Raw genomic sequence first — 23,573 nt, 5'->3', positions numbered from 1 at the left:
AGGCGACCTGGGCCGCCGCGGACACGTACCCTCTTCTGTTGTGCCGAACGCCAACGAAGACACTCCCTCTGCCCTGAGCCAGGCGCAGCACCGCGCTGTCAGCGAGCTGCTGCGGGTGGCCCCCGTCGCCGACGACCTCGCCCGCCGCTTCCAGGCGGCCGGGTTCTCGCTCGCCCTGGTGGGCGGCTCGGTCCGGGACGCGCTGCTCGGCCGGCTCGGCAACGACCTGGACTTCACCACCGACGCGCGACCCGAGGACGTACTGAAGATCGTGCGGCCGTGGGCGGACGCCGTCTGGGAGGTGGGGATCGCCTTCGGGACGGTCGGCGCGCAGAAGAACGCCCGGGTCGAGGACACCGACTGGCAGTTCCAGATCGAGATCACCACCTACCGGTCGGAGGCGTACGACCGCACCTCGCGCAAGCCCGAGGTGTCCTACGGCGACTCGATCGAGGAGGACCTCGTCCGTCGCGACTTCACGGTCAACGCGATGGCCGTGGCGCTGCCGGAGAAGGAGTTCATCGACCCGCACGGAGGCCTTCAGGATCTCGCGTCCCAGGTGCTCCGCACCCCCGGGACGCCCGAGGAGTCGTTCTCGGACGATCCGCTGCGGATGATGCGGGCCGCCCGGTTCGCCGCCCAGCTGGACTTCGAGGTCGCTCCCGAGGTCGTCACCGCGATGACGGAGATGTCCGGGCGGATCGAGATCGTCTCCGCCGAGCGGGTCCGGGACGAGCTGAACAAGCTGATCCTCTCCGAGCAGCCGCGCAAGGGTCTGACCCTTCTGGTCGACACCGGGCTGGCCGACCATGTGCTGCCCGAGCTGCCGGCCCTGCGGCTGGAGAGTGACGAGCACCACCGGCACAAGGACGTCTACGAACACACGCTGATCGTGCTGGAGCAGGCGATCGCGCTGGAGCAGGAGGGGCCCGACCTCGCGCTCCGCCTGTCCGCGCTGCTCCATGACATCGGCAAGCCGCGCACCCGGCGCTTCGAGAAGGACGGCCGCGTCTCGTTCCACCACCATGAGGTGGTCGGCGCGAAGATGACCAAGAAGCGAATGACGGCTCTGAAGTACTCGAACGAGCTCGTGAAGGACGTCTCACGACTCGTCGAGCTCCACTTGCGCTTCCACGGCTACGGCACCGGTGAGTGGACCGACTCGGCGGTGCGGCGCTACGTCCGGGACGCCGGTCCGCTGCTGGACCGTCTGCACAAGCTGACCCGGTCCGACTGCACGACGCGGAACAAGCGGAAGGCGGTCGCGCTGTCGCGCGCCTATGACGGCCTGGAGGAGCGGATCGGCCAGCTTCAGGAGCAGGAGGAGCTGGACGCGATCCGTCCGGACCTCGACGGCAACCAGATCATGGAGATCCTGGGCGTGGGTCCCGGCCCCGTCATCGGGCAGGCGTACAAGCACATGCTGGAGCTGCGCCTGGAGAACGGCCCGATGGCGCACGACGAAGCGGTGGCGGCCCTCAAGGACTGGTGGTCCCAGCAGGACTGAGGTGTGGTGGCCGGTCGTGTTTCACGTGAAACACGACCATCCGCTGTTCTACCGAGGGGGCGATGTTTCACGTGAAACATCGCCCCCTCGACTGTCCCGGCCACGGTGGCGCTCGAAGCGGGTCATGCCCATGGCCACACCGCCATAGATCAGCGCGACGAACACCACCAGCAGGACCGAACGCCCGTCCGGCGGGAGCATCAGTGCGGCGACTCCGGCGGCCCCGACGAAGGCGATGTTGAACAGGACGTCGTAGAGCGCGAAGATCCGGCCCCGGAAGGCGTCCTCCACCGATGCCTGGACGACCGTGTCCGTTGCGATCTTGGCTCCCTGGGTGATCAGGCCCAGGACGAACGCTGCCGTCAGGAGGGGGGCGGTGGCGAAGGGGAGGCCCAGGGCGGGCTCCAGTACGGCGGCCGTGCCGGCGCACAGCGCGATCCAGCGGCCCGGCCCGAGCCGCCCCACCGCCCAGGGGGTCACCACGGCGGCCGCGAAGAAGCCGGCCCCGGACACGGCCAGACCGAGTCCGAGCAGTCGCAGCCCCTCCTCGGGGGTCGTGGAGAGTGCGTAGCGGCACAGCATGAGCAGCAGCACGAGAAGCGCTCCGTAGCAGAAGCGCATCAGCGTCATGGCGGCCAGCGCCCAGGCAGCCTCCCGGCGGCGGGGTGCGGCCAGATGCCGGACGGCCGAGAGCAGGTCACGTGCGGTGTCCAGCAGCGCGGTCCGCAGGTGGGGCTGTGCGGGCTCCCGGTCGGGGCCGAGCAGAGCGGGGGCCAGGCTCAGGGCGGTCAGCGCCGCGCACAGATAGAGGAACGCCCCCAGCAGTACCACCGCGGCATCGGAGTCGGACGCCACCAGCCGGACCACGAAGGCCAGGCCGCCCCCGGCCGTCGCGGCGAGGGTCCCCGCCGTGGGCGACAAGGAGTTCGCGATCACCAGGCGCTCGGTGTCGACCACGTGCGGCAGCGCGGCCGACAGCCCGGCGAGTACGAATCGGTTGACGGCCGTCACACACAGCGCGGAGGCGTAGAACAGCCAGTTCGGCACGTGGCTGACCATCAGTACGGCCGTCGCTCCGGCCAGCAGGGCGCGCAGCAGGTTGCCGTACAGGAAGACCTGACGGCGCCGCCAGCGGTCCAGCAGGACGCCGGCGAAGGGGCCGACCAGCGAGTAGGGAAGCAGCAGGACGGCCATCGCCGAGGCGATCGCCGCCGCCGAGGTCTGTTTCTCCGGGGAGAAGACCACGTAGGCGGCCAGGGCGACCTGGTAGACGCCGTCGGCTCCCTGGGAGAGCAGGCGCACGGTCAGCAGGCGGCGGAAGTCCCGCAGACGCAGTAGGACGCGCAGGTCACGGACGACGGGCATGGGCCCCACCCTCACATAGGCGAAGGGTCCCCGGGTCAGGAGACCCGGGGACCCTTCGCGGCCCTGGCAGGAGCGTTCTCTTCGGCGCGCCGGGCGGCCGGACCGCAGTGCTTAGCGCTCGACCTCGCCGCGGATGAACTTCTCGACGTTCTCGTAGGCCTCGTCGTCGAAGTACTGGACCGGCGGGGACTTCATGAAGTAGCTCGAAGCCGACAGGATCGGGCCGCCGATGCCGCGGTCCTTGGCGATCTTCGCGGCGCGCAGCGCGTCGATGATGACGCCCGCGGAGTTCGGGGAGTCCCAGACCTCGAGCTTGTACTCCAGGTTCAGCGGAACGTCACCGAAGGCGCGACCCTCGAGGCGGACGTACGCCCACTTGCGGTCGTCGAGCCACGCGACGTAGTCGGACGGGCCGATGTGGACGTTCTTCTCGCCGAGGTCCCGGTCGGGGATCTGGGAGGTGACGGCCTGCGTCTTGGAGATCTTCTTCGACTCGAGGCGGTCGCGCTCGAGCATGTTCTTGAAGTCCATGTTGCCGCCGACGTTGAGCTGCATCGTGCGCTCAAGGCGGACACCGCGGTCCTCGAACAGCTTCGCCATCACGCGGTGCGTGATGGTGGCGCCGACCTGGGACTTGATGTCGTCACCGACGATCGGCACGCCGGCCTCGGTGAACTTGTCCGCCCACTCCTTGGTGCCGGCGATGAAGACCGGGAGGGCGTTGACGAAGGCGACCTTGGCGTCGATGGCGCACTGGGCGTAGAACTTCGCCGCGTCCTCGGAGCCCACGGGCAGGTAGCAGACGAGGACGTCGACCTGCTTGTCCTTGAGGACCTGGACGACGTCCACGGGCTCCTCGGCGGACTCCTCGATGGTCATCCGGTAGTACTTGCCCAGACCGTCGAGGGTGTGGCCGCGCTGGACCGTGACGCCCGTGTTCGGGACGTCGCAGATCTTGATGGTGTTGTTCTCGCTGGCACCGATGGCGTCCGAGAGGTCGAGACCGACCTTCTTCGCGTCGACGTCGAACGCGGCGACGAACTCGACGTCACCGACGTGGTAGTCGCCGAACTGCACGTGCATCAGGCCGGGGACCTTGGACGCCGGGTCGGCGTCCTTGTAGTACTCGACGCCCTGCACCAGCGACGCGGCGCAGTTGCCCACGCCGACGATGGCTACGCGAACCGAACCCATTCCGGTTGCTCCCTGTGTGTACGAGTGAGGCCCTGAGTGGGACTCACGTGGCGGTGTCGCCGGGCGTATCCGTACCGAAGTTCTCTCCGGTCCGGGGCAGGCCGCCCGTCGATCCAGTGGTGGTGTCCTGCTGAGCGGCGCCCCCGGACGCGGGACCCTTCAGGTCCCGCCCGGCCCGCTCGCTCTCGATGAGCTCGTTCAGCCAGCGCACTTCGCGCTCCACGGACTCCATTCCGTGGCGCTGGAGCTCAAGCGTGTAGTCGTCGAGGCGCTCCCTGGTGCGCGCCAGGGAGGCGTGCATCTTCTCGAGACGCTCCTCCAGGCGGCTGCGCCGGCCCTCCAGTACGCGCATGCGCACATCGCGCGAGGTCTGCCCGAAGAAGGCGAACCGTGCGGCGAAGTGCTCGTCCTCGTACGCGTCGGGACCGGTCTGCGAAAGCAGCTCCTCGAAGTGCTCCTTACCTTCTGCCGTCAACCGGTAGACGATCTTGGCGCGGCGCCCGGTGAGGGGAGCGGCCAGGGCGTCCTCGTGGGTGCTGCCCGGTTCCTCGATCAACCAGCCGTTGGCGAGCAGCGTCTTGAGACAGGGGTACAGGGTCCCGTAGCTGAACGCCCGGAACACACCCAGTGACGTGTTGAGTCGTTTGCGCAGCTCATAGCCGTGCATCGGGGACTCGCGCAGCAGGCCGAGGACGGCGAACTCCAGGATGCCGGAACGCCGGCTCATGATCGCCTCCTCTCGGTCCACCGCGTCTTTATCTCACACTGATGTATCGACTCGATACATCACGACGATAGAACGGCCTTCCGCACGCGACAAGAGGGAGGACGGTGAACGGGATCACATCACCGATTCGTAGGAGGCAAGTTGCCTGTTTTGGGGTGAACTTCGGTCCTCGGCGGGTTTTGGCGGTGCGTAGTCTGTGCGGCATGCACATCACCGGGAACCGAGTGACGTCTGGGGGCGTCCTCGTCCCTGGAGCAGTACGGGTGAATGCGGAACCGACCACATCCGTACTTCGGGGGGACCGGAAACCAGCCGCCGTTTCCAGGCGCGCAAGGGTGCGCCTGCCCGAGGAGTAGTCGTTCGATGAGCGAGCACCGTCGCAAACCGCCGCAGCCGCAGGGAGGCGGACGTGCCGCGGCCCGACGCGGCCAGTCCGGCTCGGCCTCCGGCCGCCGTGCGGCACCGCGAGGCGCCACCGGGTCCTCTGCCGACTCCTATGGGTCCAGTTCCTATGGGTCGGAGTCCTATGGCTCAGGGGGTGAGGAGCGCACCTACGGCAGCCGTGCCGAGGCCCGCCGGGCCGCGCAGCGAGGCGGCGGCCGGCGCAGGGGCGCCGAACCGGCCGGGCCCGGACGCGGCAGAGGCCGTCCGGCCGCGCCCGCCAAGAAGCGTTTCATCGACTACCCACGGCACAACCAGGACGGATGGCACCGCTGGGTGCCTTCCTGGAAGCTCGTCACCGGGCTGTTCATCGGCCTCGTCGGCAGCCTGGTGGCCATGGTCGGCGTGGGTTACGCGATGGTCTCCATCCCCAATGAGAACGACGCGGCCAAGTCCCAGAACAACGTCTACTACTGGGCCGACGGGTCGCAGATGGTCGCGACGGGCACGGGCGTGAACCGTCAGAACGTCACCATCGACAAGATCCCCGAGGCCATGCAGTACGCGGTGATCTCGGCCGAGAACAAGAGTTTCTACCAGGACTCGGGCGTCGACCCCATGGGTATCGCGCGGGCTCTGGCCAACATGGCGCGCGGCGGTCAGACGCAGGGTGGTTCGACGATCACCCAGCAGTACGTCAAGAACACGTACCTCAGCCAGGACCAGACCGTCACCCGCAAGTTCAAGGAGATGTTCATCTCCATCAAGGTGGGGACGAAGCTCAAGAAGCCGCAGATTCTGCAGGGCTACCTCAACACCTCGTACTACGGCCGTGGCGCCTACGGGATTCAGGCCGCCGCGCGGACCTACTACAACAAGGACGCCGTCGACCTGAAGCCCAGCGAGTGCGCCTTCCTCGCCGCGCTGCTCAAGGGAGCGACGTACTACGACCCGGCGGGCAACGAGAGCCTCGACAAGTCTGCGACGGCCGACGCCAATCTCCAGCGGTCCAAGGCCCGGTGGGCCTGGATCCTGGGCGAGATGCACAAGGACAAGCACCTCACCGACGTCCAGTACCAGGACGCCATCAAGAGGTACCCCATGCCCCAGGACCGCAAGGCGACCAAGGGCATGACCGGCCAGATCAGCTACCTGGCCGACACGGCGAAGAAGTACGTCCTGAACCACTCGAACATCTCTGAGCAGCAGTTCGACCAGGGTGGCTACCAGATCTACACGACCTTCAAGAAGGACAAGGTCAACGCTCTGAGCGCCGCGGTGAAGAAGATCCAGAAGGAGCGGCTGAACCCGAAGCGCGCGCTCGACAAGTACGTCCAGTTCGGTGCGGCCTCGGTGCTTCCCGAAGACGGTGCGATCGTCGCCCTGTACGGCGGTGACGGCTACGAGAACGGCCACTTCACGAACAACGCCGACACCCAGGGTGTCCCCGTCGGTTCGACGTGGAAGCCGTTCGTGCTGGCAGCGGCCATGCAGTACGGCACGTACGACTCCAACGGCGAGGGAATCTCCCCGCTGAGCAAGTACAACGGCAACGACCACCTCAAGGTGAAGAAGCCGGACGGGTCGTACTACCTCAACAAGGACAACTCGTTCTTCTTCCAGAAGAACGAGAGCCCGCACCCGTGGGGCTACATCACCCTGCGCAAGGCGATGGAGCAGTCCATCAACACGCCCTTCGTGCAGTTGGGCGTCGATGTCGGCATGTCACACGTCCGCGATGTCGCCCGCTCGGCCGGCATCCTCGACCAGAGCATGTCGGTGGACCTCAACCCGTCGTTCGCCATCGGTACCTCCACCCCCAGCGCGATCCGTATGGCCGACGCCTACGCGACCTTCGCCGCGTCGGGCAAGCAGGCGGACCCGTACTCGGTGACCGCCGTCAAGAAGGACGGCGTGGATCAGCCCGGCTTCTCCAAGCCCAAGGTCAAGCAGGCGATGGGGTCGAACATCGCCAACAACGTCACGGACGTCCTGCAGAACGTGATCCAGAACGGTACGGCCCAGAACGCCAAGGCCCTGGGCCGTACGGCGGCGGGCAAGACCGGTACCACCGACAAGAACAAGTCGGCGTGGTTCGTCGGTTACACCCAGCAGCTGTCGACCTCGGTGGCGATGTTCCGAGAGAACCCCAAGAACCACAAGCTGCTCTCCATGAACGGCACCGCGGGCAAGGACTCCATCCACGGTGGTGACATCCCGACGCAGGTGTGGACCGAGTACATGAGGGCCGCACTGAAGAACGCGAACGACCCGGGCTTCCCGGACGCGTTCAGGATCGGCAAGGTCCACGACGAAGCCGGCGCGCCCTCCCCGACCCCGTCGGTCACCATCACGCCGAGCCAGACGCCGAGCGACTCGCCGAGTCCGTCGCCGAGCCTCACGTCCCCGTCCCCGTCTCCGTCGCCCAGCGACACCTGCCAGTGGGGCTGGGGCAACAACTGCAACGGCAGCAACGGTGGCACGGACACAGGTGGAACGGGCGGCGGAGGATCCACGCCCACGCCCACGGTCACGGACACGACCGGGACCGGCAACACCAGAGGCAATGGCAACGGAGGCCTCTTCTCGGGCCAGAACGGCTAGCCCACCGGTCGGTCTGACCGATTGGTGGCCATATCGACCGCCAAGCACGTTTCACGTGAAACATGGGGCCGTCGCACTCACCAGGTGCGGCGGCCCTCGGCGTACACCCAGACTCGTACGGCAGGATGTGCCCCATGCCCAGTGCAGAGATGACGCCCGCGGGCGTGCACGAGCCCGAGCCCGTACGGCCCGTCGGCGCGGAGCCGGTGCGGCCGACCCGTGAGGACGAGGTCGCCGCGGCCGGGAGCGAGCTGATCGGCGGGCCGATCGGCCAGCGCGCACTGCTCGGGACGACCTGGTGGACCCCGCTGCGGATCATCGTGCTCGTGGCGATCGGTATGTTCGCCCTCGGCCTGGTGCAGAAGGCGCCCTGCTACCAGAGCGCCTGGTTCTTCGGTGCGAGTTCGCAGTACACCCACGCCTGCTACTCGGACATCCCCCACCTCTACCAGGGACGCGGATTCGCCGACGGGCTGGTGCCGTACTTCGACCGGCTCCCGGGCGACATGGACTACCTCGAGTACCCGGTGCTGACCGGCGTGTTCATGGAGGTCGCCTCCTGGCTCACTCCGGGCAGCGGCGGCATTCAGCACCAGGAGCAGTGGTACTGGTTCGTCAACGCCGGACTGCTGATGGCGTGCGCGGCCGTCGTCGCCGTCTGCGTGACCCGCACCCATGCGCGGCGCCCCTGGGACGGACTGCTGGTCGCTCTGGCCCCCGCGGCCGCCCTGACCGCCACCATCAACTGGGACCTGCTCGCGGTGGCCCTGACGGCCGCCGCGATGCTGATGTGGTCGCGGGGCCGCTCACTGGCCTTCGGTGTTCTCCTGGGGCTCGCCACCGCCGCCAAGCTCTACCCGATCCTTCTCCTGGGCCCTCTGCTGGTGCTGTGCTGGCGGGCCGGCAAGTGGCGGGAGTTCTTCCGGGCCGTGGGCGGTGCGGCCGTCGCCTGGCTGGTGGTGAACCTGCCGGTGATGCTCTTCGCCTTCGAGGGGTGGTCGAAGTTCTACACGTTCAGCCACGACCGGGGCGTCGACTTCGGATCGCTCTGGCTGATCTGGGCGCAGAACTCGAGCAACCCGCCCTCCACCGACTTCGTGAACAACGCCGCCGTCGTTCTGATGGCACTGTGCTCCCTGGGCATCGCCGCGCTGACGCTGACCGCCCCGCGCCGGCCGCGCTTCGCCCAGCTGGCCTTCCTGATCGTCGCGGTCTTCATCCTGACCAACAAGGTCTACTCCCCGCAGTACGTCCTGTGGCTGGTGCCGCTGGCCGTCCTCGCCCGGCCCAGATGGCGGGACTTCCTGATCTGGCAGGCCTGCGAGGTGGCGTACTTCCTGGGCATCTGGTTCTACCTCGCCTACACGACCAGCGGGGACGCTCACAAGGGACTGCCCACGCTGGGGTACGACTGGGTGATCGCGGTGCACCTGCTCGGCACGCTCTACCTGTGCGCCGTCGTCGTGCGGGACATCCTGATGCCCGAGCGGGACGTGGTGCGCCGCTCGGGCGACGACGACCCCTCGGGCGGAGTACTCGACGGCGCCGAGGACGTCTTCGTGCTGGGCGCCGCGGCCCATCCCCCGCGCCACGCCGCCCACTTCGACGCGCCCCAGGTGGACTGGGGACGGGCGGGCCCGCCGCCGAACGGGGAGCGTTCGCTCTGAGCGAACCGGTGCCTGGATGAGCAGGAAGAAGGCCGTACACGCGCCATGCGTGTACGGCCTTCCTGGTTCGGGGCCCGTGCCGTCCGGCGGTTCGGCCTAACGGTCCACGATCCGGTCGAACTGCGTTGTGGTGTGGCGCAGATGGGCCACCAGCTCGTCGCCCACCTTCGGCTCCGGGGCGTCCGAGGGGACGAAGAGGATCGACACCTGCATGTGCGGCGGCTCGGCGAACCAGCGCTGCTTGCCGCCCCAGACGAACGGGGACAGGTTCCGGTTGACCGTGGCCAGGCCGGCCCGTGCGACGCCCTTGGCGCGCGGCATGACGCCGTGCAGCGCCTTAGGGGCCTCCAGACCCACCCCGTGCGACGTACCGCCCGCCACGACCACCAGGAAGCCGTCCGAGGCCGCCTTCTGCTGCCGGTAGCCGAAGCGGTCGCCCTTGGCCACCCGGGTCACGTCCAGGACCGCGCCGCGGTACTCGGTGGCGTCGTGGTCCCCCAGCCAGAGCCGCGTGCCGATGCGGGCGCGGAACCGGGTCTGCGGGAACTGCTGCTGCAGCCGCGCGAGTTCATCGGCCTTGAGGTGGCTCACGAACATCGTGTGCAGCGGCAGCCGGGCCGCGCGGAGCCGGTCCATCCAGCCGATGACCTCCTCGACGGCGTCCGAGCCGTCGGTGCGGTCCAGCGGCAGGTGGATGGCGAAGCCCTCCAGCCGGACGTTCTCTATGGCGGAGTGCAGCTGCGGCAGGTCCTGCTCACTGATGCCGTGCCGCTTCATCGAGGACATCACCTCGATGACGACGCGCGCGCCCACGAGGCCGTACACGCCGTCGACCGACGACACCGAACGGATCACCCGGTCCGGCAGCGGAACGGGCTCCTCGCCGCGCCGGTACGGCGTCAGCACCAGCAGGTCGCCGCCGAAGAAGTCCTTGATGCGCGCGGCCTCGTACGTGGTGCCGACGGCGAGGATGTCCGAGCCGAGCCGGGTGGCCTCCTCCGACAGCCGTTCGTGTCCGAAGCCGTAGCCGTTGCCCTTGCAGACCGGGACGAGGCCCGGGAACTGCTCCTGCACGTGCTTGTGGTGCGCCCGCCAGCGCGCGGTGTCGACGTAAAGCGTGAGCGCCATGGCCGGACCCGGACCCTTTCTCGTGGCTGCCGTGTGTCAGTGGGGTGGAGAGCTGTGAAGGCTATGGAATCAAACGTCCCGCGCTCAGCGGCGCGACATGTAGATGTCGAGCGCCTTGTGGAGCAGCTTGTTCAGCGGGAAGTCCCACTCGCCGAGGTACTCCGCGGCCTGGCCGCCGGTGCCGACCTTGAACTGGATCAGGCCGAACAGGTGGTCCGTTTCGTCCAGCGAGTCCGAGATGCCGCGCAGGTCGTAGACGGTGGCGCCGAGCGCGTAGGCGTCGCGCAGCATCCGCCACTGCATCGCGTTCGAGGGCCGGACCTCACGGCCGATGTTGTCGGAGGCGCCGTAGGAGTACCAGACGTGGCCGCCGACGATCAGCATGGTCGCGGCCGACAGGTTCACGCCGTTGTGGCGGGCGAAGTACAGCCGCATGCGGTTGGGGTCCTCGGTGTTGAGGGCCGTCCACATGCGCTGGAAGTACGACAGCGGGCGGGGCCGGAAGTGGTCGCGCACGGCCGTGATCTCGTACAGCCGCTGCCACTCGGCGAGGTCCTGGTAACCGCCCTGGACGACCTCGACGCCGGCCTTCTCGGCCTTCTTGATGTTGCGGCGCCACAGCTGGTTGAAGTTCTTGTGCACGTCCTCCAGGGAACGATTCGCCAGCGGCACCTGGAAGACGTAGCGGGGCTGGACGTCGCCGAAGCCGGCGCCGCCGTCCTCGCCCTGCTGCCAGCCCATGCGGCGCAGCTTGTCGGCCACCTCGAAGGCGCGCGGCTCGATGAAGTCGGCCTCCATGTCGCGCAGGCGCTTCACGTCCGGGCTCTGGATGCCCTTCTTGATGGTCTCCGCGTTCCAGCGGCGGATGATCACCGGCGGGCCCATCTTCACGGAGAAGGCGCCCTGCTGCTTGAGGTGGGCCAGCATCGGCTGGATCCAGTCGTCCAGATTCGGCGCGAACCAGTTGATGACCGGGCCCTCGGGGAGGTAGGCGAGGTAGCGCTTGATCTTGGGGAGCTGGCGGTAGAGGACCAGGCCCGCGCCGACCATGTCGCCGGTGCGCTCGTCGAACCAGCCGAGGTGCTCCGAGCGCCACTCCGCCTTCACGTCGGCCCAGGCCGGGACCTGCATGTGGCTCGCCGACGGCAGGCTCTGGATGTAGGCCAGATGTTGCTCGCGGCTGATGGTCCTCAGGGTCAGGCTCATGTCGGGGCGCTCCTCGGGCTGGTGTGTCCCCATGGGTTCAGGGGCTCCGGCTCACGCGCCGAAGCCTACTGCGCCTTACGACCACCCCGACTGGGCGCACACCACCTTCGCCCCGGCCTGTCGCTCGCCGGGGCGTCCGCGCGGTGTGTCAGCGGGGTGTCGAGGCCGGCGGGCTCAGCCGACGAGTCCGCCGAACAGCCCGCCGTTCGCCATGCCGAGCATGAAGCCGACGCCGGAGGCGCCCAGACCCAGGATCAGGCCGAACCGTTCACGCGTCGTCACCGAGATCCACTGGCCGTAGGCCCCGATCACGAGTCCTACCAGGCCCGCCCAGGAAGCGATCAGGTGGAGACCGGAGAAGAAGGACGTGATGAAGGCCAGCACGCCCAGAACCAGGGTCACCGCCATGAGGGCGTCCTGGAGGGGATGGGGCTTGCCGTCCGTGGCGAAGAGGGATCCGGCGGTGTTGGGTCGCAATGCCTGCTGTGCCATGGGGCACCTCCTGCGGATCGCGGCGCACCGTAGCGCCATACACACCCGATGTGTACAGACTGACGGTGCTCACCGCCGGATTTCAACCGGAAGCGGGTGTGCAGGTAGTCTGTACCGTCTGCACCGGTGTCTGCCCAGGCCTGCCAGAAATATCTGCGGCCGCACTGCGGGATCCCTGGATCCCCGTCGATTGTCAGTGGCGGCCGATACCGTTGCGTACGCATCACGACCCTCCTGCCACGGAACGACCGTGGCCGCTGAGTCCAAAGGAGGTGGGTTCCACATGCGTCACTACGAGGTGATGGTCATCCTCGACCCCGATCTCGAGGAGCGCGCTGTCTCCCCGCTGATCGAGAACTTCCTGTCCGTCGTCCGCGATGGCGGCGGCAAGGTTGAGAAGGTCGACACCTGGGGCCGTCGTCGTCTCTCGTACGAGATCAAGAAGAAGCCCGAGGGCATCTACTCGGTCATCGACCTGCAGGCCGAGCCTGCGGTCGTCAAGGAGCTCGACCGCCAGATGAACCTGAACGAGTCGGTCCTCCGGACCAAGGTCCTCCGTCCCGAGACCCACTGAGCCACCCGCTCAGCTGATCTCGGGATTCGAGTAGCAGCAAGCAGCCAGCAGCAAACCCGCCGAGAGGTTCCCCATGGCAGGCGAGACCGTCATCACGGTAGTCGGCAATCTTGTCGACGACCCCGAGCTGCGCTTCACCCCGTCCGGTGCGGCGGTCGCGAAGTTCCGCGTCGCGTCCACTCCCCGCACCTTCGACCGCCAGACGAACGAGTGGAAGGACGGCGAGAGCCTGTTCCTGACCTGCTCGGTCTGGCGCCAGGCGGCGGAGAACGTCGCCGAGTCGCTCCAGCGAGGCATGCGCGTCATCGTGCAGGGCCGGCTGAAGCAGCGGTCCTATGAGGACCGTGAGGGCGTCAAGCGCACGGTCTACGAACTGGACGTCGAGGAAGTCGGCGCCAGCCTGCGCAACGCCACGGCGAAGGTCACCAAGACCTCCGGTGGCGCACGCGGTGGCCAGGGCGGTTACAGCGGCGGTGGCGGCCAGGGTGGCGGCGGCTGGGGCGGCGGCTCCGGCGGCGGCCAGCAGGGCGGTCAGCAGGGCGGCGCTCCTGCCGACGACCCGTGGGCGACCGGCGCTCCCGCCGGTGGCAACCAGGGCGGCGGCGGCTGGGGCGGCGGCTCCGGCGGCGGTGGCGGCTACTCGGACGAGCCCCCCTTCTAGGGCTCGTATCCCCACTTCTTGATCACACAGGAGAAACATCATGGCGAAGCCGCCTGTGCGCAAGCCTAAGAAGAAGGTCTGCGCTTTCTGCAAGGACAAGGTCACGTACGTGGACTACAAGGACACGAACATGCTGCGGAAGTTCATTTCCGACCGCGGCAAGATCCGTGCCCGCCGCGTGACCGGCAACTGCACGCAGCACCAGCGTGACGTCGCCACGGCCGTGAAGAACAGCCGTGAGATGGCGCTGCTGCCCTACACGTCCACCGCGCGCTAAGGGAAGGGTGACCGACTAATGAAGATCATCCTCACCCACGAGGTGTCCGGCCTCGGTGCCGCCGGCGACGTCGTCGACGTCAAGGACGGCTACGCTCGCAACTACCTGATCCCGCGGAAGTTCGCTATTCGCTGGACCAAGGGTGGCGAGAAGGACGTCGAGCAGATCCGTCGCGCTCGCAAGATCCACGAGATCCAGACCATCGAGCAGGCCAACGCTGTGAAGGCCCAGCTCGAGGGCGTCAAGGTGCGTCTGGCCGTCCGTTCGGGCGACGCCGGTCGTCTCTTCGGTTCCGTCACCCCGGCCGACGTCGCTTCCGCGATCAAGGCTTCCGGTGGCCCCGAGGTCGACAAGCGCCGCATCGAGCTGGGTGCGCCGATCAAGACCCTGGGCGCCCACGAGACGTCCGTGCGTCTGCACCCCGAGGTTGCCGCCAAGGTCAGCATCGAGGTCGTCTCGGCGTAACGCCGCGCTCGGCTTGAACAGCTGAGAGAGGGGCCACCCCATCGGGGTGGCCCCTCTTCGTATGACGCGTGGCTTGTCGCGGTGCGGTCCTGTTTCACGTGAAACCGGGTCCACACGAGCCGGCTGATCCGTTCAGCGGGTCGCGCCCGTCACGATCCAGCGACCCGAGCGGGTCCGCAACCACAAAGTGATCATGCGGACCGTCATCATCAGGGTCATGGCTGCCCAGAGGGCGGTGAGGCCGCCGCCGAGTGCGGGCACGAGCAGCGCCGCCGGCGCGAAGACCGCCAGGGTGACGACCATGGCACCGGCCAGATAAGGGCCGTCTCCGGCGCCCATCAGGACTCCGTCCAGGATGAACACGATTCCGCAGACGGGCTGCGAGAGGGCGACCATCAGCAGCGCGGGCAGTGCCGTGTCCTTGACCAGGGAGTCGCTGGTGAACAGCGGCAGGAACAGGGGGCGGGCGGCCACCACGAGGCCCCCCAGCCCGACGCCGGTGGCGACGCCCCACTGGACCATCCGACGGCAGGCCAGCCGGGCGCCCTCGGAATCGTTCGCCCCGAGGTAGCGACCGATGATGGCCTGGCCGGCGATGGCGATCGCGTCGAGGGCGAAGGCCAGCAGACTCCACAGGGACAGGATGATCTGGTGTGCGGCGATGTCGGCATCGCCGAGGCGTGCGGCGACCGCTGTGGCGATCATGAGAATCGCCCGCAACGACAGGGTGCGGACGAGCAGTGGTGCTCCGGCTTGTGCGGAGGCCCGGATACCGGCGGCGTCCGGTCGCAGCGAGGCCCCGTGCCGCCGGGCTCCGCGCACCACCACGATCAGGTAGGCCGCCGCCATGCCGCACTGGGCGATCACGGTGCCCCAGGCGGATCCGGCGATGCCCAGTCCGGCGCCGTAGACGAGCCCCACGTTGAGCGCGGCGTTGGCCACGAAACCCGCGATGGCGACGTAGAGGGGGGTCCTGGTGTCCTGCAGGCCACGCAGTACACCGGTAGCGGCCAGGACGATCAGCATCGCCGGGATGCCGAGCGCGGAGATGCGCAGGTATGTCGTGGCGAACGGCGCCGCGGTGGCCGAGGCGCCGAACAGATCCACGATGCCCGGGGCCAGGGGGAGGACGGCGGCGATGACCGCCGCACCGAGGAGCAGCGCGAGCCATATGCCGTCCATGCCCTGGCGGATGGCCGCCTGGAGATCGCCGGCGCCGACCCGTCGGGCCACGGCGGCCGTGGTGGCGTACGCGAGGAAGACGAAGACGCTCACGGCGGTGGTGAGGAGGGCCGACGCCACCCCCAGGCCGGCGAGCTGGGCGGTTCCCAGGTGGCCGATGATCGCGCTGTCGGCCATCACGAAAAGGGGCTCGGCGACCAGCGCACCGAAGGCCGGAACGGCCAGCGCGATGATCTCCTGGTCGTGCCTGCGGCGGGTGGCCTTGGGGATCGCGGGAGCCTGTGTCATGAGCACCAATCTAATCGTCCACAGGTAAGAGATGCAATCGGCTTTGGACCCTTACTTGTGATTGTGGGCCGTGCGGCCGTGCGGACCATCCATACCGATCTTGATCCGACTGGGGAAGTTTTTCTTCTGCACAACCGGTGGACGGTAAATCCGCAGTTCAGAGGGGTGGAGCGCGGAGTGGGGAGGGCTTGTTCACAACGCTGTCCACCGGGTCGTGCACAGGTTTCGGGAAGTTCTCCACAGCATCTGGGCCGTCGTCCACATGGCCTGTGGATAACCAGATTGGCTGACGCTGCCGACAGGCCTAACGTTGTCCGTCGCCCGCTCCTTCCTCCGACCCGGGAAGCGTCACAAAACGAACGCGTGAGAACCGGAGTTGGGTCTCTTATTTGTCAGTGTCGTGCCGTACAACAGAGGGCACGGCTAGGTCCGCCGTGCGGACGGGAGGAGGTCGCTCGGTGAGCATTTCCGAGCCCTTGGACGATCCGTGGGCCGAAGCCGGGCCCAGTGATCGTCTGCCGGCCTCCCGTCGGCGGAGCGACGGCGGCCGGGGCCGTGACGAACAGCACGACCGGGGCCGGGACAGCGGTGGGTGGGACGGCGGGGGCTCGTCCTTCGAACGGCTGCCTCCGCAAGACCTGGACGCCGAGCAGTCCGTCCTCGGTGGCATGCTCCTGTCCAAGGACGCCATCGCCGACGTCGTGGAGATCCTCAAGGGCCACGACTTCTACAAGCCCGCGCACGAGACGATCTACCAGGCGATCCTCGACGTCTACGCCAAGGGCGAGCCGGCCGACCCGATCACCATCGCCGCCGAACTCACCAAGCGCGGTGAGATCAACAAGGTGGGCGGGGCGTCCTATCTGCACACCCTCGTGCAGACCGTGCCGACCGCGGCGAACGCCGAGTACTACGCGGAGATCGTGCACGAGCGCGCGGTGCTGCGCCGCCTGGTCGAGGCCGGCACCCGCATCACGCAGATGGGATACGCGGCCGACGACGACGTGGACGAGATCGTCAACCGTGCCCAGGCCGAGATCTACGCCGTCACCGAGCAGCGCACCAGCGAGGACTACCTCCCGCTCGGGGACATCATGGAGGGCGCCCTCGACGAGATCGAGGCGATCGGCTCGCGCAGCGGCGAGATGACCGGTGTGCCGACCGGGTTCACGGACTTCGACTCCCTGACCAACGGCCTGCACCCGGGTCAGATGATCGTCATCGCGGCCCGCCCCGCCATGGGTAAGTCCACGCTCGCGCTGGACTTCGCCCGGGCGGCCTCGATCAAGAACAACCTCCCCAGCGTCATCTTCTCCCTGGAAATGGGACGCAACGAGATCGCCATGCGACTGCTGTCGGCGGAGGCCCGCGTGGCCCTGCACCACATGCGGTCCGGCACGATGACGGACGAGGACTGGACCCGGCTCGCCCGGCGTATGCCGGACGTGTCCGCCGCCCCGCTCTACATCGACGACTCCCCGAACCTGTCGATGATGGAGATCCGGGCGAAGTGCCGGCGGCTGAAGCAGCGCAACGACCTGAAGCTCGTGGTCATCGACTATCTGCAGCTGATGCAGTCCGGCGGTTCCAAGCGTGCCGAGAGCCGTCAGCAGGAGGTCTCGGACATGTCCCGTAACCTCAAGCTGCTCGCCAAGGAGCTGGAGCTCCCGGTCATCGCGCTCTCCCAGCTCAACCGTGGCCCCGAACAGCGCACCGACAAGAAGCCCATGGTCTCCGACCTGCGTGAGTCCGGCTCCATCGAGCAGGACGCCGACATGGTCATCCTGCTGCACCGTGAGGACGCGTACGAGAAGGAATCCCCGCGTGCGGGCGAGGCCGACCTGATCGTGGCCAAGCACCGAAATGGCCCCACGGCGACAATCACGGTGGCCTTCCAGGGCCACTACTCACGCTTCGTGGACATGGCCCAGACCTGACGGCCGGCTCATGGGGCGCGGTCGTCGCGCGCGGGGCCGGTGAAATGGACTCGACGTGCGTCGGCACAGCCGCTGAACTGGGGGCATGACGACATCCCAGGAAGAGCTGCTCCCCGGTACGCGGCGGGCGTTGCTGCATCGCATCGCCGTCGCCCAGACCGAAGGGCGGACACCCTCGCTGGTCGCCGCGGTCGTACGGGACGGGCGGACCGTGTGGCACGGTGCGCGCTCCTCGGTCGACGGGCACGCGCCGGACGAGAACGTGCAGTACAGGATCGGCTCGATCACGAAGACGTTCACCGCCGTCCTGGTACTTCGGCTGCGCGACGAAGGCCTGCTCGACCTCAACGACCCGCTGGAGAAGCATCTTCCGGGCACCGGCGCGGGGGAGGCGACCGTCGCCCAACTGCTCGCGCACACCAGTGGTCTCGCGGCGGAGTCACCCGCGCCCTGGTGGGAGCGGACCCCCGGTTCGCTGCGTCCGGAGCTGAGCGATGTCCTGGGAGAGCGGCCGGTGCTGCATCCTGTCGGCAGGCGGCACCACTACTCCAATCCCGGCTACACCCTGCTCGGTGCGCTGGTGGAGCGACTGCGGGGTGCAGCGTGGACGGATGTGCTCGGCAGGGAGGTGCTGGAACCCCTGGGGCTGACCCGTACCAGTGCTCAGCCGCAGGCTCCGCACGCCGGTGGCTGGGCCGTGCATCCATGGGCTGACGCTCTGCTGCCCGAGCCTCTGGAGGATCTGGGCCGGATGGCGCCGGCCGGGCAGCTCTGGTCCACCACAGCCGATCTGGCGCGCTTCGCCGCCTTCCTGGCCGGGGGAGACGACCGGGTGCTGAGCGCGGCATCCGTCCAGGAGATGCGCACGCCCGCGGCCCCGGCGGAGACCTCGGACGTCGTCGACGGCGCCGCCTACGGCCTGGGCATGCAGATCCAGCGGCGTGACGGCCGGCTGATCGTGGGTCACTCCGGCTCGCTGCCGGGGTTCCTCGCGAACCTCAGCATCAGCGTGGAGGACGACGTGGCGGCCGTGGTGCTGACCAACTGCACGTCCGGTCCGGCGGTGTCAGCTGTGGGCGCCGATCTCGTGCGCATCGTCGCGGAGGCCGAGCCCCGGATTCCCGCGCCTTGGCGTCCGCTGGATGTGGCCGACCCGGCCGTCCTTGAGTTGGCCGGGCAGTGGTACTGGGGAACGTATGCCTTCGCCCTGCGGGTGACGGCGGACGGCCTCGTCTCCCTGGGGCCGATGGTCGGTGCCGGGCGGCGGGCGCGCTTCCGTTCCAACGGCGATGGCACCTGGACCGGACTGGAGGGTTACTACGCGGGAGAGATTCTGCGTGCCGTGCGGCGCCCGGACGGGTCCGTGATCCATCTAGACCTCGGATCGTTCGTGTTCACACGGCAGCCCTATGAGGACGGCGCCGGGGTGCCCGGCGGAGTGGATCCGGCGGGCTGGCGAGGGATCGCGGACTGACAGAACAAGACGGCCGTTGGCGGGTGTTTCACGTGAAACGCCCGCCAACGGCCTTTTCAGAGCTGCAGCTTGAAGCCGACGTGGGAGGCGGTGAAGCCGAGCCGCTCGTAGAAGCGGTGGGCGTCGGTGCGGCTGTTGTCGGAGGTCAGCTGCACCAAGTGGCAGTTCGCCCGCCGGGATTCTTCAATCGCCCACTGGATGAGGTGCGTACCCAGACCGCTGCCTCGCTCGTCGGCGTGGATGCGCACGCCTTCGATGATCGAGCGGGTGGCTCCCTTGCGGGAGAGGCCGGGAATGATCGTGAGCTGGAGTGTGCCGACGACCCGGGTCTCGCGTACCGCGACGACGAGCCGCTGGTTCGGATCCGCGGTGAGCCGTTCCAGGGCTGCCAGGTACGGCGACAGGTCGTCGGGCGATTCACGCTGGGCCCCGAGCGGATCGTCGGCGAGCATGGCCACGATCGCGGGCACGTCAGGCGCGGTCGCCGCGCGTATCTCAAGATCTCCCATGGCCGCACCCTATGCGGGCACGTTCAGGGACTCCACGACCCGCACCAGTGGGGCCAGTTCGGGATTCCGGGCCGCCTCGTCCAGAGCGTCGCGGAGGGCGGCGTCATTGGTCGGTCGCGCTTCGTCCAGCAGGCGCAGGCCCGTCTCCGTGACGTTGGTGTAGATGCCACGACGGTCGGTGGGGCACAGGTAGCGCTCCAGTAGACCGCGGTCCTCCAAACGGGTCACCAGCCGAGTGGTGGCGCTCTGGCTGAGGACGACCGCGTCGGCGACCTGCTTCATTTGCAGATGGCCGCCCTCGCCCTCGTGCTGGCGGCTGAGCACGTCGAGCAGGGAGTACTCGCGCACGCTCAGGTTGTGCTTCGCCTGCAGGGCGCGCTCGATGTGCGCCTCGATCCTCCCGTGTAGCAGGGAGAGGGCGCACCAGCCCTGGGCAAGGGCGGTGAGCGCAGGGTCCGTCGCAGTCATGGGCGTCTTCCTCCGTCCCGAGCGGCTGGATCCAGGGTAGAGCATTTCCGCAATAGACGGCGGTTGCATATAGCCCGCGTGTGCAACTATTGTGAACGCACGCAAAGCGCTCCTGCAATCGTCTGGGAAGGGTGTACTCCACATGCCTCTCGCGCTTCTGGCCCTCGCGATCGGGGCCTTCGGAATCGGAACGACCGAGTTCGTGATCATGGGGCTGCTGCCTGAGGTCGCGGCTGACTTCGGGGTCTCCATCCCCACGGCCGGCCTGCTCGTGACCGGATACGCCCTCGGCGTGGTGATCGGCGCACCGCTGATGACCGTGCTCGGCACCAAGGTCCCCCGCAAGCGGATGCTGATGCTCCTCATGGGGCTCTTCATCGTCGGCAACCTGCTCTCCGCGGTGGCCCCGGCCTTCGCGGTCATGCTGATCGGACGAGTGATCGCGTCCCTCGCCCACGGCGCGTTCTTCGGCATCGGCTCGGTCGTCGCGGCCGAACTGGTCGCCCCCCACAAGAAGGCCGGAGCCATCGCCATGATGTTCACCGGCCTGACCGTCGCCAACGTGGTCGGCGTTCCGCTCGGCACGCTGATCGGCCAGAACGTCGGCTGGCGCGTCACCTTCGGCATCGTCGCCGCCCTGGGCGTCGTCGGCCTGGCCGGCATCGCCCGGCTGGTGCCGGACCTGCCACGGCCGGAGGGCGTGCACCTGCGCCACGAGCTGGCCGCGTTCAAGAACGCCCAGGTGCTGCTCGCCATGGCGATGACCGTCCTCGGCTTCGGCGGGGTCTTCGCGGCCATCACCTACATCGCGCCGATGATGACGCACATCGCGGGCTTCGCCGACGGCTCGGTCACCTGGCTGCTGGTCCTGTTCGGCCTCGGCATGGTCGGCGGCAACCTCATCGGCGGCAAGTTCGCCGACCGCGCGCTGATGCCGATGCTGTACGTCTCCCTGGGCGCGCTGGCCGTCGTCCTCGCGCTCTTCGCACTCACCGCGCACAACAAGATCGCCGCCGCCGTGACCATCGCCCTGATCGGCGCCCTCGGCTTCGCGACCGTTCCGCCGCTGCAGAAGCGCGTCCTCGACCAGGCACACGGCGCCCCGACGCTCGCGTCGGCCGTCAACATCGGCGCCTTCAACCTGGGCAACGCACTCTCCGCCTGGCTCGGCGGCATGGTCATCGCGGCCGGCCTCGGCTACACCGCGCCCAACTGGGTCGGTGCCGCCCTCGCCGCGAGCGCACTGGTCCTGGCCGTGCTCTCGGCCGCGCTCGAGCGCCGCCAGAGTCCGCACGACACGGTGATCGCCTCGGCGGCGCCCACCGGGCAGCGGACCCCGGTCCACCACTGAACCCACCCCGGCGCCGGACAGCAGTCCGAAGCCGGTCGTCGCCCGGCGCACGGGCGTGTCAGCGCCCCGGCCCGCGCGGCCTCACCTCACGCACCACCGCACAAGGAGAACGCCCCCCATGAGCACCACCACCGCCGCAACCCTCACCATCCAGGACGCAGAGCTGCTCGTCGCAACGGCCCGCCGGGCGGCCGAAGAGGCCGGCGTCACCGTCAGCGTCACCGTCCTGGACGCCGGCGGCCACCTGCTCGCCTTCCGCCGGGACGACCGAGCGGTGCTGATCTCCGGCGAGACCAGCACCCGCAAGGCCTACACGGCGCTCCAGCTCAACGCGGCCACCGCCGACCTCGTGGACGCCGTACAGCCGGGCGGCCCCTTCCACACGCTGCCCACCGCCCTCGACCGGCCCCTGCTCTTCATCGCGGGCGGTCTCCCCGTCCACCGGAACGGCCGTCTGATCGGCGCGATCGGCGTCGGCGGCGGCGCACCCGAGCAGGACCACGGGTTCGCCGCGGCGGCCGTTGCGGCGCTCGTCTGACCGGTCTCCGCGCCCGGCGGCGTCGGCCCTCGCACCGGAGCGGGGGCCGGCGCTCAGCCCGCGGCCACGGTCAGCGGCGCGAACCGACGCCGCCAGTCCCCCGGCAGGTCCGTGATGCCGTACGTCATGACGGCGTTGACGGTCACGGGAGCCAGTCCCCGTGCCCTGGCCCAGGACAGCAGCTCCTCGTGCCGTACGTCGATGTCGGTGCGCAGCGGGCGGTGCGTGCGGGCCGCGAGCGAGGTGATGAGAGCCATGGCCGTCTCCGTGTCCCGGGCGATCAGCGGGCCGACGACATGGGTGTCCATGTTGGGCCACGCGGCCGTGTAGCCGATGATCCGACCGTCCTCCTCGGCCACACGGAGCTGGTCGGCGAAGGAGGGGAGGCGGGTGATGAGGGACGTGCGGTCGGCGCCGAACACCTCTTGGTCGAGCCGGAGCATCGCGGGCAGGTCCTCGGCGACGGCCGCCCGTGTCGCCACCCGGCACTCCGGGCCGCCGGGGGCGAAGTGCCCTCTCAGCATCTCCGACCGGCCCGTCATCTTGAAACCGAGCTCCTCGTAGAGCGGACGGCCGAAGGGCGTGGCGTACAGGGTCAGCGGAGTGGTGTCCATGAGTGACAGGACATGCCGCATCAAGCGGCGTCCGACGCCCTGTCGGGCGTGGCGTCCGGCAACGAGGACCATGCCGATGGCGCCGAGAGACGAGCGCTCCCAGGAGCCGTACTCGGTGACGACGCATGCGGCGACGAGCCCGCCGTCGGGGTCGTCGATGCCGTAGCCCTTGCCTGCCGTGAGGAGGAAGCCCCACTTGTGTTCCTCGCGTGGCCACCCCCGGTCCTCGGACAGGTCGGCGCACGAGGAGAGATCGTGGAGCGTCAGACGCCGGATGGGCAGGGTGGCGAGTGAAGGAGTCGGCACGCAGGTCAGGCTGTCCGACCAGCCCCCTGTACGTCCACTTGTTTCCCTGCGGACGTGGACGCTTTCGGCCAGGACGTGGCCCGATCACGCGGGGCCGCGTGAGCACCGCGTTTCACGTGAAACTTCCTCGGACCGTGGGCCCGTGCCTCCTATCCGAGGTCGGGGGCGTGCATGGCGCGTACCCCCTCGATATTGCCGTCGAGGTAATGCCTCAGGGACAACGGCACGAGGTGGACGGACGCGATGCCGACCCGGGTGAAGGGGACACGGACGATCTCGTACTCGCCCAGTGGTTCCTCCACCTCGGGGCCGTGACGCAGCGACGGGTCCATGGACTCCAGCCGGCAGACGAAGAAGTGCTGCACCTTCACGCCGGTCGCGCCGCCGTCCTCGCCGATGTGCTCCACGGTGTCCACGAAGCAGGGCACGACGTCGGTGATCTTGGCGCCGAGTTCCTCGTACACCTCTCGGTGCAGGGCGTCCACGACGGTCGGGTCCGCGGCTTCGACTCCGCCACCGGGGGTGACCCAGTAGGGATCGATGCCGGGCTTGGTGCGCTTGATCAGGATCAGGTCGTCACCGTCGAGCAGAACGGCGCGAGCGGTGCGCTTGACCACGGGTCGGACGGTCATGGAGGGAATGTGGCCCGGCTCGTTCC

General features: G+C 68.6%; 22 protein-coding genes. 11 read left to right on the top strand and 11 right to left on the bottom strand.

The features are described 5' to 3' along the window. Window positions 1-40: 40 nt before the first annotated feature. Window positions 41-1,507, top strand: coding sequence for a CCA tRNA nucleotidyltransferase (locus ACFYU0_RS12540; RefSeq protein WP_389300203.1), 1,467 nt, complete (start codon window positions 41-43; stop codon window positions 1,505-1,507). Window positions 1,508-1,555: 48 nt separating this feature from the next. Here ACFYU0_RS12540 and ACFYU0_RS12535 read toward each other — a convergent pair whose 3' ends face one another. From ACFYU0_RS12535 to ACFYU0_RS12525, 3 genes are all read right to left on the bottom strand, one after another. Continuing rightward, the gene (locus ACFYU0_RS12535; protein ID WP_389300201.1) at window positions 1,556-2,872 is read right to left on the bottom strand and encodes an MFS transporter; all 1,317 of its coding nucleotides are present in this window, start codon (window positions 2,870-2,872) and stop codon (window positions 1,556-1,558) included. 111 nt (window positions 2,873-2,983) lie between these two features. Beyond that, on the bottom strand, window positions 2,984-4,066 hold the full coding sequence (locus tag ACFYU0_RS12530) for an inositol-3-phosphate synthase (RefSeq protein WP_351661727.1): 1,083 nt from the start codon (window positions 4,064-4,066) through the stop codon (window positions 2,984-2,986). Between the two features lie 43 nt (window positions 4,067-4,109). Next, window positions 4,110-4,793 carry a PadR family transcriptional regulator gene (locus ACFYU0_RS12525; protein ID WP_351661724.1) on the bottom strand — a complete coding sequence of 228 codons (684 nt, stop codon included), beginning with the start codon at window positions 4,791-4,793 and terminating at the stop codon, window positions 4,110-4,112. Between the two features lie 717 nt (window positions 4,794-5,510). Here ACFYU0_RS12525 and ACFYU0_RS12520 point away from each other — a divergent pair. Both ACFYU0_RS12520 and ACFYU0_RS12515 read left to right on the top strand, forming a co-directional pair. Then, window positions 5,511-7,778, top strand: a complete 2,268-nt coding sequence (locus tag ACFYU0_RS12520) for a transglycosylase domain-containing protein (protein WP_389300197.1) — start codon at window positions 5,511-5,513, stop codon at window positions 7,776-7,778. A 134-nt stretch (window positions 7,779-7,912) separates the two neighbouring features. Then, window positions 7,913-9,445 carry a glycosyltransferase 87 family protein gene (locus tag ACFYU0_RS12515; RefSeq protein WP_351661719.1) on the top strand — a complete coding sequence of 511 codons (1,533 nt, stop codon included), beginning with the start codon at window positions 7,913-7,915 and terminating at the stop codon, window positions 9,443-9,445. 96 nt (window positions 9,446-9,541) lie between these two features. On the opposite strand, the gene ACFYU0_RS12510 is transcribed toward ACFYU0_RS12515, so the two are convergent. From ACFYU0_RS12510 to ACFYU0_RS12500, 3 genes are all read right to left on the bottom strand, one after another. Next, window positions 9,542-10,573, bottom strand: a complete 1,032-nt coding sequence (locus ACFYU0_RS12510; RefSeq protein WP_351661717.1) for an alanine racemase — start codon at window positions 10,571-10,573, stop codon at window positions 9,542-9,544. Window positions 10,574-10,657: 84 nt separating this feature from the next. Beyond that, window positions 10,658-11,779 (bottom strand): peptidoglycan bridge formation glycyltransferase FemA/FemB family protein, encoded by a 1,122-nt coding sequence (locus tag ACFYU0_RS12505; RefSeq protein ID WP_351661714.1) that lies wholly within the window; start codon window positions 11,777-11,779, stop codon window positions 10,658-10,660. Window positions 11,780-11,953: 174 nt separating this feature from the next. After that, window positions 11,954-12,271 (bottom strand): hypothetical protein, encoded by a 318-nt coding sequence (locus ACFYU0_RS12500; protein WP_351661711.1) that lies wholly within the window; start codon window positions 12,269-12,271, stop codon window positions 11,954-11,956. 283 nt (window positions 12,272-12,554) lie between these two features. Between ACFYU0_RS12500 and rpsF the strand changes: the two genes are divergently transcribed. The 4 genes from rpsF to rplI all read left to right on the top strand — a co-directional run bounded on the left by rpsF (window position 12,555) and on the right by rplI (window position 14,248). Continuing rightward, window positions 12,555-12,845 (top strand): 30S ribosomal protein S6, encoded by a 291-nt coding sequence (rpsF, locus tag ACFYU0_RS12495; protein WP_004985983.1) that lies wholly within the window; start codon window positions 12,555-12,557, stop codon window positions 12,843-12,845. Between the two features lie 73 nt (window positions 12,846-12,918). Further along, the gene (locus tag ACFYU0_RS12490; protein WP_389300191.1) at window positions 12,919-13,506 is read left to right on the top strand and encodes a single-stranded DNA-binding protein; all 588 of its coding nucleotides are present in this window, start codon (window positions 12,919-12,921) and stop codon (window positions 13,504-13,506) included. Window positions 13,507-13,546: 40 nt separating this feature from the next. Then, the gene (gene rpsR, locus ACFYU0_RS12485; protein ID WP_003949403.1) at window positions 13,547-13,783 is read left to right on the top strand and encodes a 30S ribosomal protein S18; all 237 of its coding nucleotides are present in this window, start codon (window positions 13,547-13,549) and stop codon (window positions 13,781-13,783) included. Window positions 13,784-13,801: 18 nt separating this feature from the next. Further along, a complete protein-coding gene (gene rplI / locus ACFYU0_RS12480; RefSeq protein ID WP_351661704.1) occupies window positions 13,802-14,248 on the top strand; it encodes a 50S ribosomal protein L9 in 447 nt (148 codons plus the stop codon). A 132-nt stretch (window positions 14,249-14,380) separates the two neighbouring features. Here the strand turns inward: rplI and ACFYU0_RS12475 are convergent, their stop codons facing one another. Next, window positions 14,381-15,718: an MATE family efflux transporter gene (locus ACFYU0_RS12475; protein WP_389300187.1), complete on the bottom strand. Its 1,338-nt coding sequence runs from the start codon at window positions 15,716-15,718 to the stop codon at window positions 14,381-14,383. 458 nt (window positions 15,719-16,176) lie between these two features. On the opposite strand from ACFYU0_RS12475, the gene dnaB reads away from it, so the two are divergent. Both dnaB and ACFYU0_RS12465 read left to right on the top strand, forming a co-directional pair. After that, the gene (gene dnaB / locus ACFYU0_RS12470) at window positions 16,177-17,655 is read left to right on the top strand and encodes a replicative DNA helicase (RefSeq protein WP_351661698.1); all 1,479 of its coding nucleotides are present in this window, start codon (window positions 16,177-16,179) and stop codon (window positions 17,653-17,655) included. 85 nt (window positions 17,656-17,740) lie between these two features. After that, complete coding sequence (locus ACFYU0_RS12465) at window positions 17,741-19,129, top strand: serine hydrolase domain-containing protein (protein WP_389300185.1); 1,389 nt, start codon at window positions 17,741-17,743, stop codon at window positions 19,127-19,129. A gap of 56 nt (window positions 19,130-19,185) precedes the next feature. On the opposite strand, the gene ACFYU0_RS12460 is transcribed toward ACFYU0_RS12465, so the two are convergent. Together ACFYU0_RS12460 and ACFYU0_RS12455 are read right to left on the bottom strand one after the other, a co-directional pair. After that, window positions 19,186-19,638 (bottom strand): GNAT family N-acetyltransferase, encoded by a 453-nt coding sequence (locus tag ACFYU0_RS12460; RefSeq protein ID WP_389300182.1) that lies wholly within the window; start codon window positions 19,636-19,638, stop codon window positions 19,186-19,188. A 9-nt stretch (window positions 19,639-19,647) separates the two neighbouring features. Then, complete coding sequence (locus ACFYU0_RS12455) at window positions 19,648-20,106, bottom strand: MarR family winged helix-turn-helix transcriptional regulator (protein ID WP_389300179.1); 459 nt, start codon at window positions 20,104-20,106, stop codon at window positions 19,648-19,650. A 142-nt stretch (window positions 20,107-20,248) separates the two neighbouring features. On the opposite strand from ACFYU0_RS12455, the gene ACFYU0_RS12450 reads away from it, so the two are divergent. Then, window positions 20,249-21,457 carry an MFS transporter gene (locus ACFYU0_RS12450; RefSeq protein ID WP_389300176.1) on the top strand — a complete coding sequence of 403 codons (1,209 nt, stop codon included), beginning with the start codon at window positions 20,249-20,251 and terminating at the stop codon, window positions 21,455-21,457. A gap of 118 nt (window positions 21,458-21,575) precedes the next feature. After that, window positions 21,576-21,995, top strand: a complete 420-nt coding sequence (locus ACFYU0_RS12445; RefSeq protein ID WP_389300173.1) for a heme-binding protein — start codon at window positions 21,576-21,578, stop codon at window positions 21,993-21,995. A 53-nt stretch (window positions 21,996-22,048) separates the two neighbouring features. Here ACFYU0_RS12445 and ACFYU0_RS12440 read toward each other — a convergent pair whose 3' ends face one another. After that, a complete protein-coding gene (locus ACFYU0_RS12440) occupies window positions 22,049-22,915 on the bottom strand; it encodes a GNAT family N-acetyltransferase (protein WP_389300171.1) in 867 nt (288 codons plus the stop codon). 149 nt (window positions 22,916-23,064) lie between these two features. Beyond that, window positions 23,065-23,547, bottom strand: a complete 483-nt coding sequence (locus ACFYU0_RS12435; protein WP_351661679.1) for an NUDIX hydrolase — start codon at window positions 23,545-23,547, stop codon at window positions 23,065-23,067. Window positions 23,548-23,573: the final 26 nt, after the last annotated feature.

This window comes from Streptomyces sp. NPDC003720, assembly GCF_042875075.1.
GTDB lineage: Bacteria > Actinomycetota > Actinomycetes > Streptomycetales > Streptomycetaceae > Streptomyces.
Note: the sequence above shows the minus strand (reverse complement) of the source record. Positions and strands in the feature narration are given on the sequence as shown.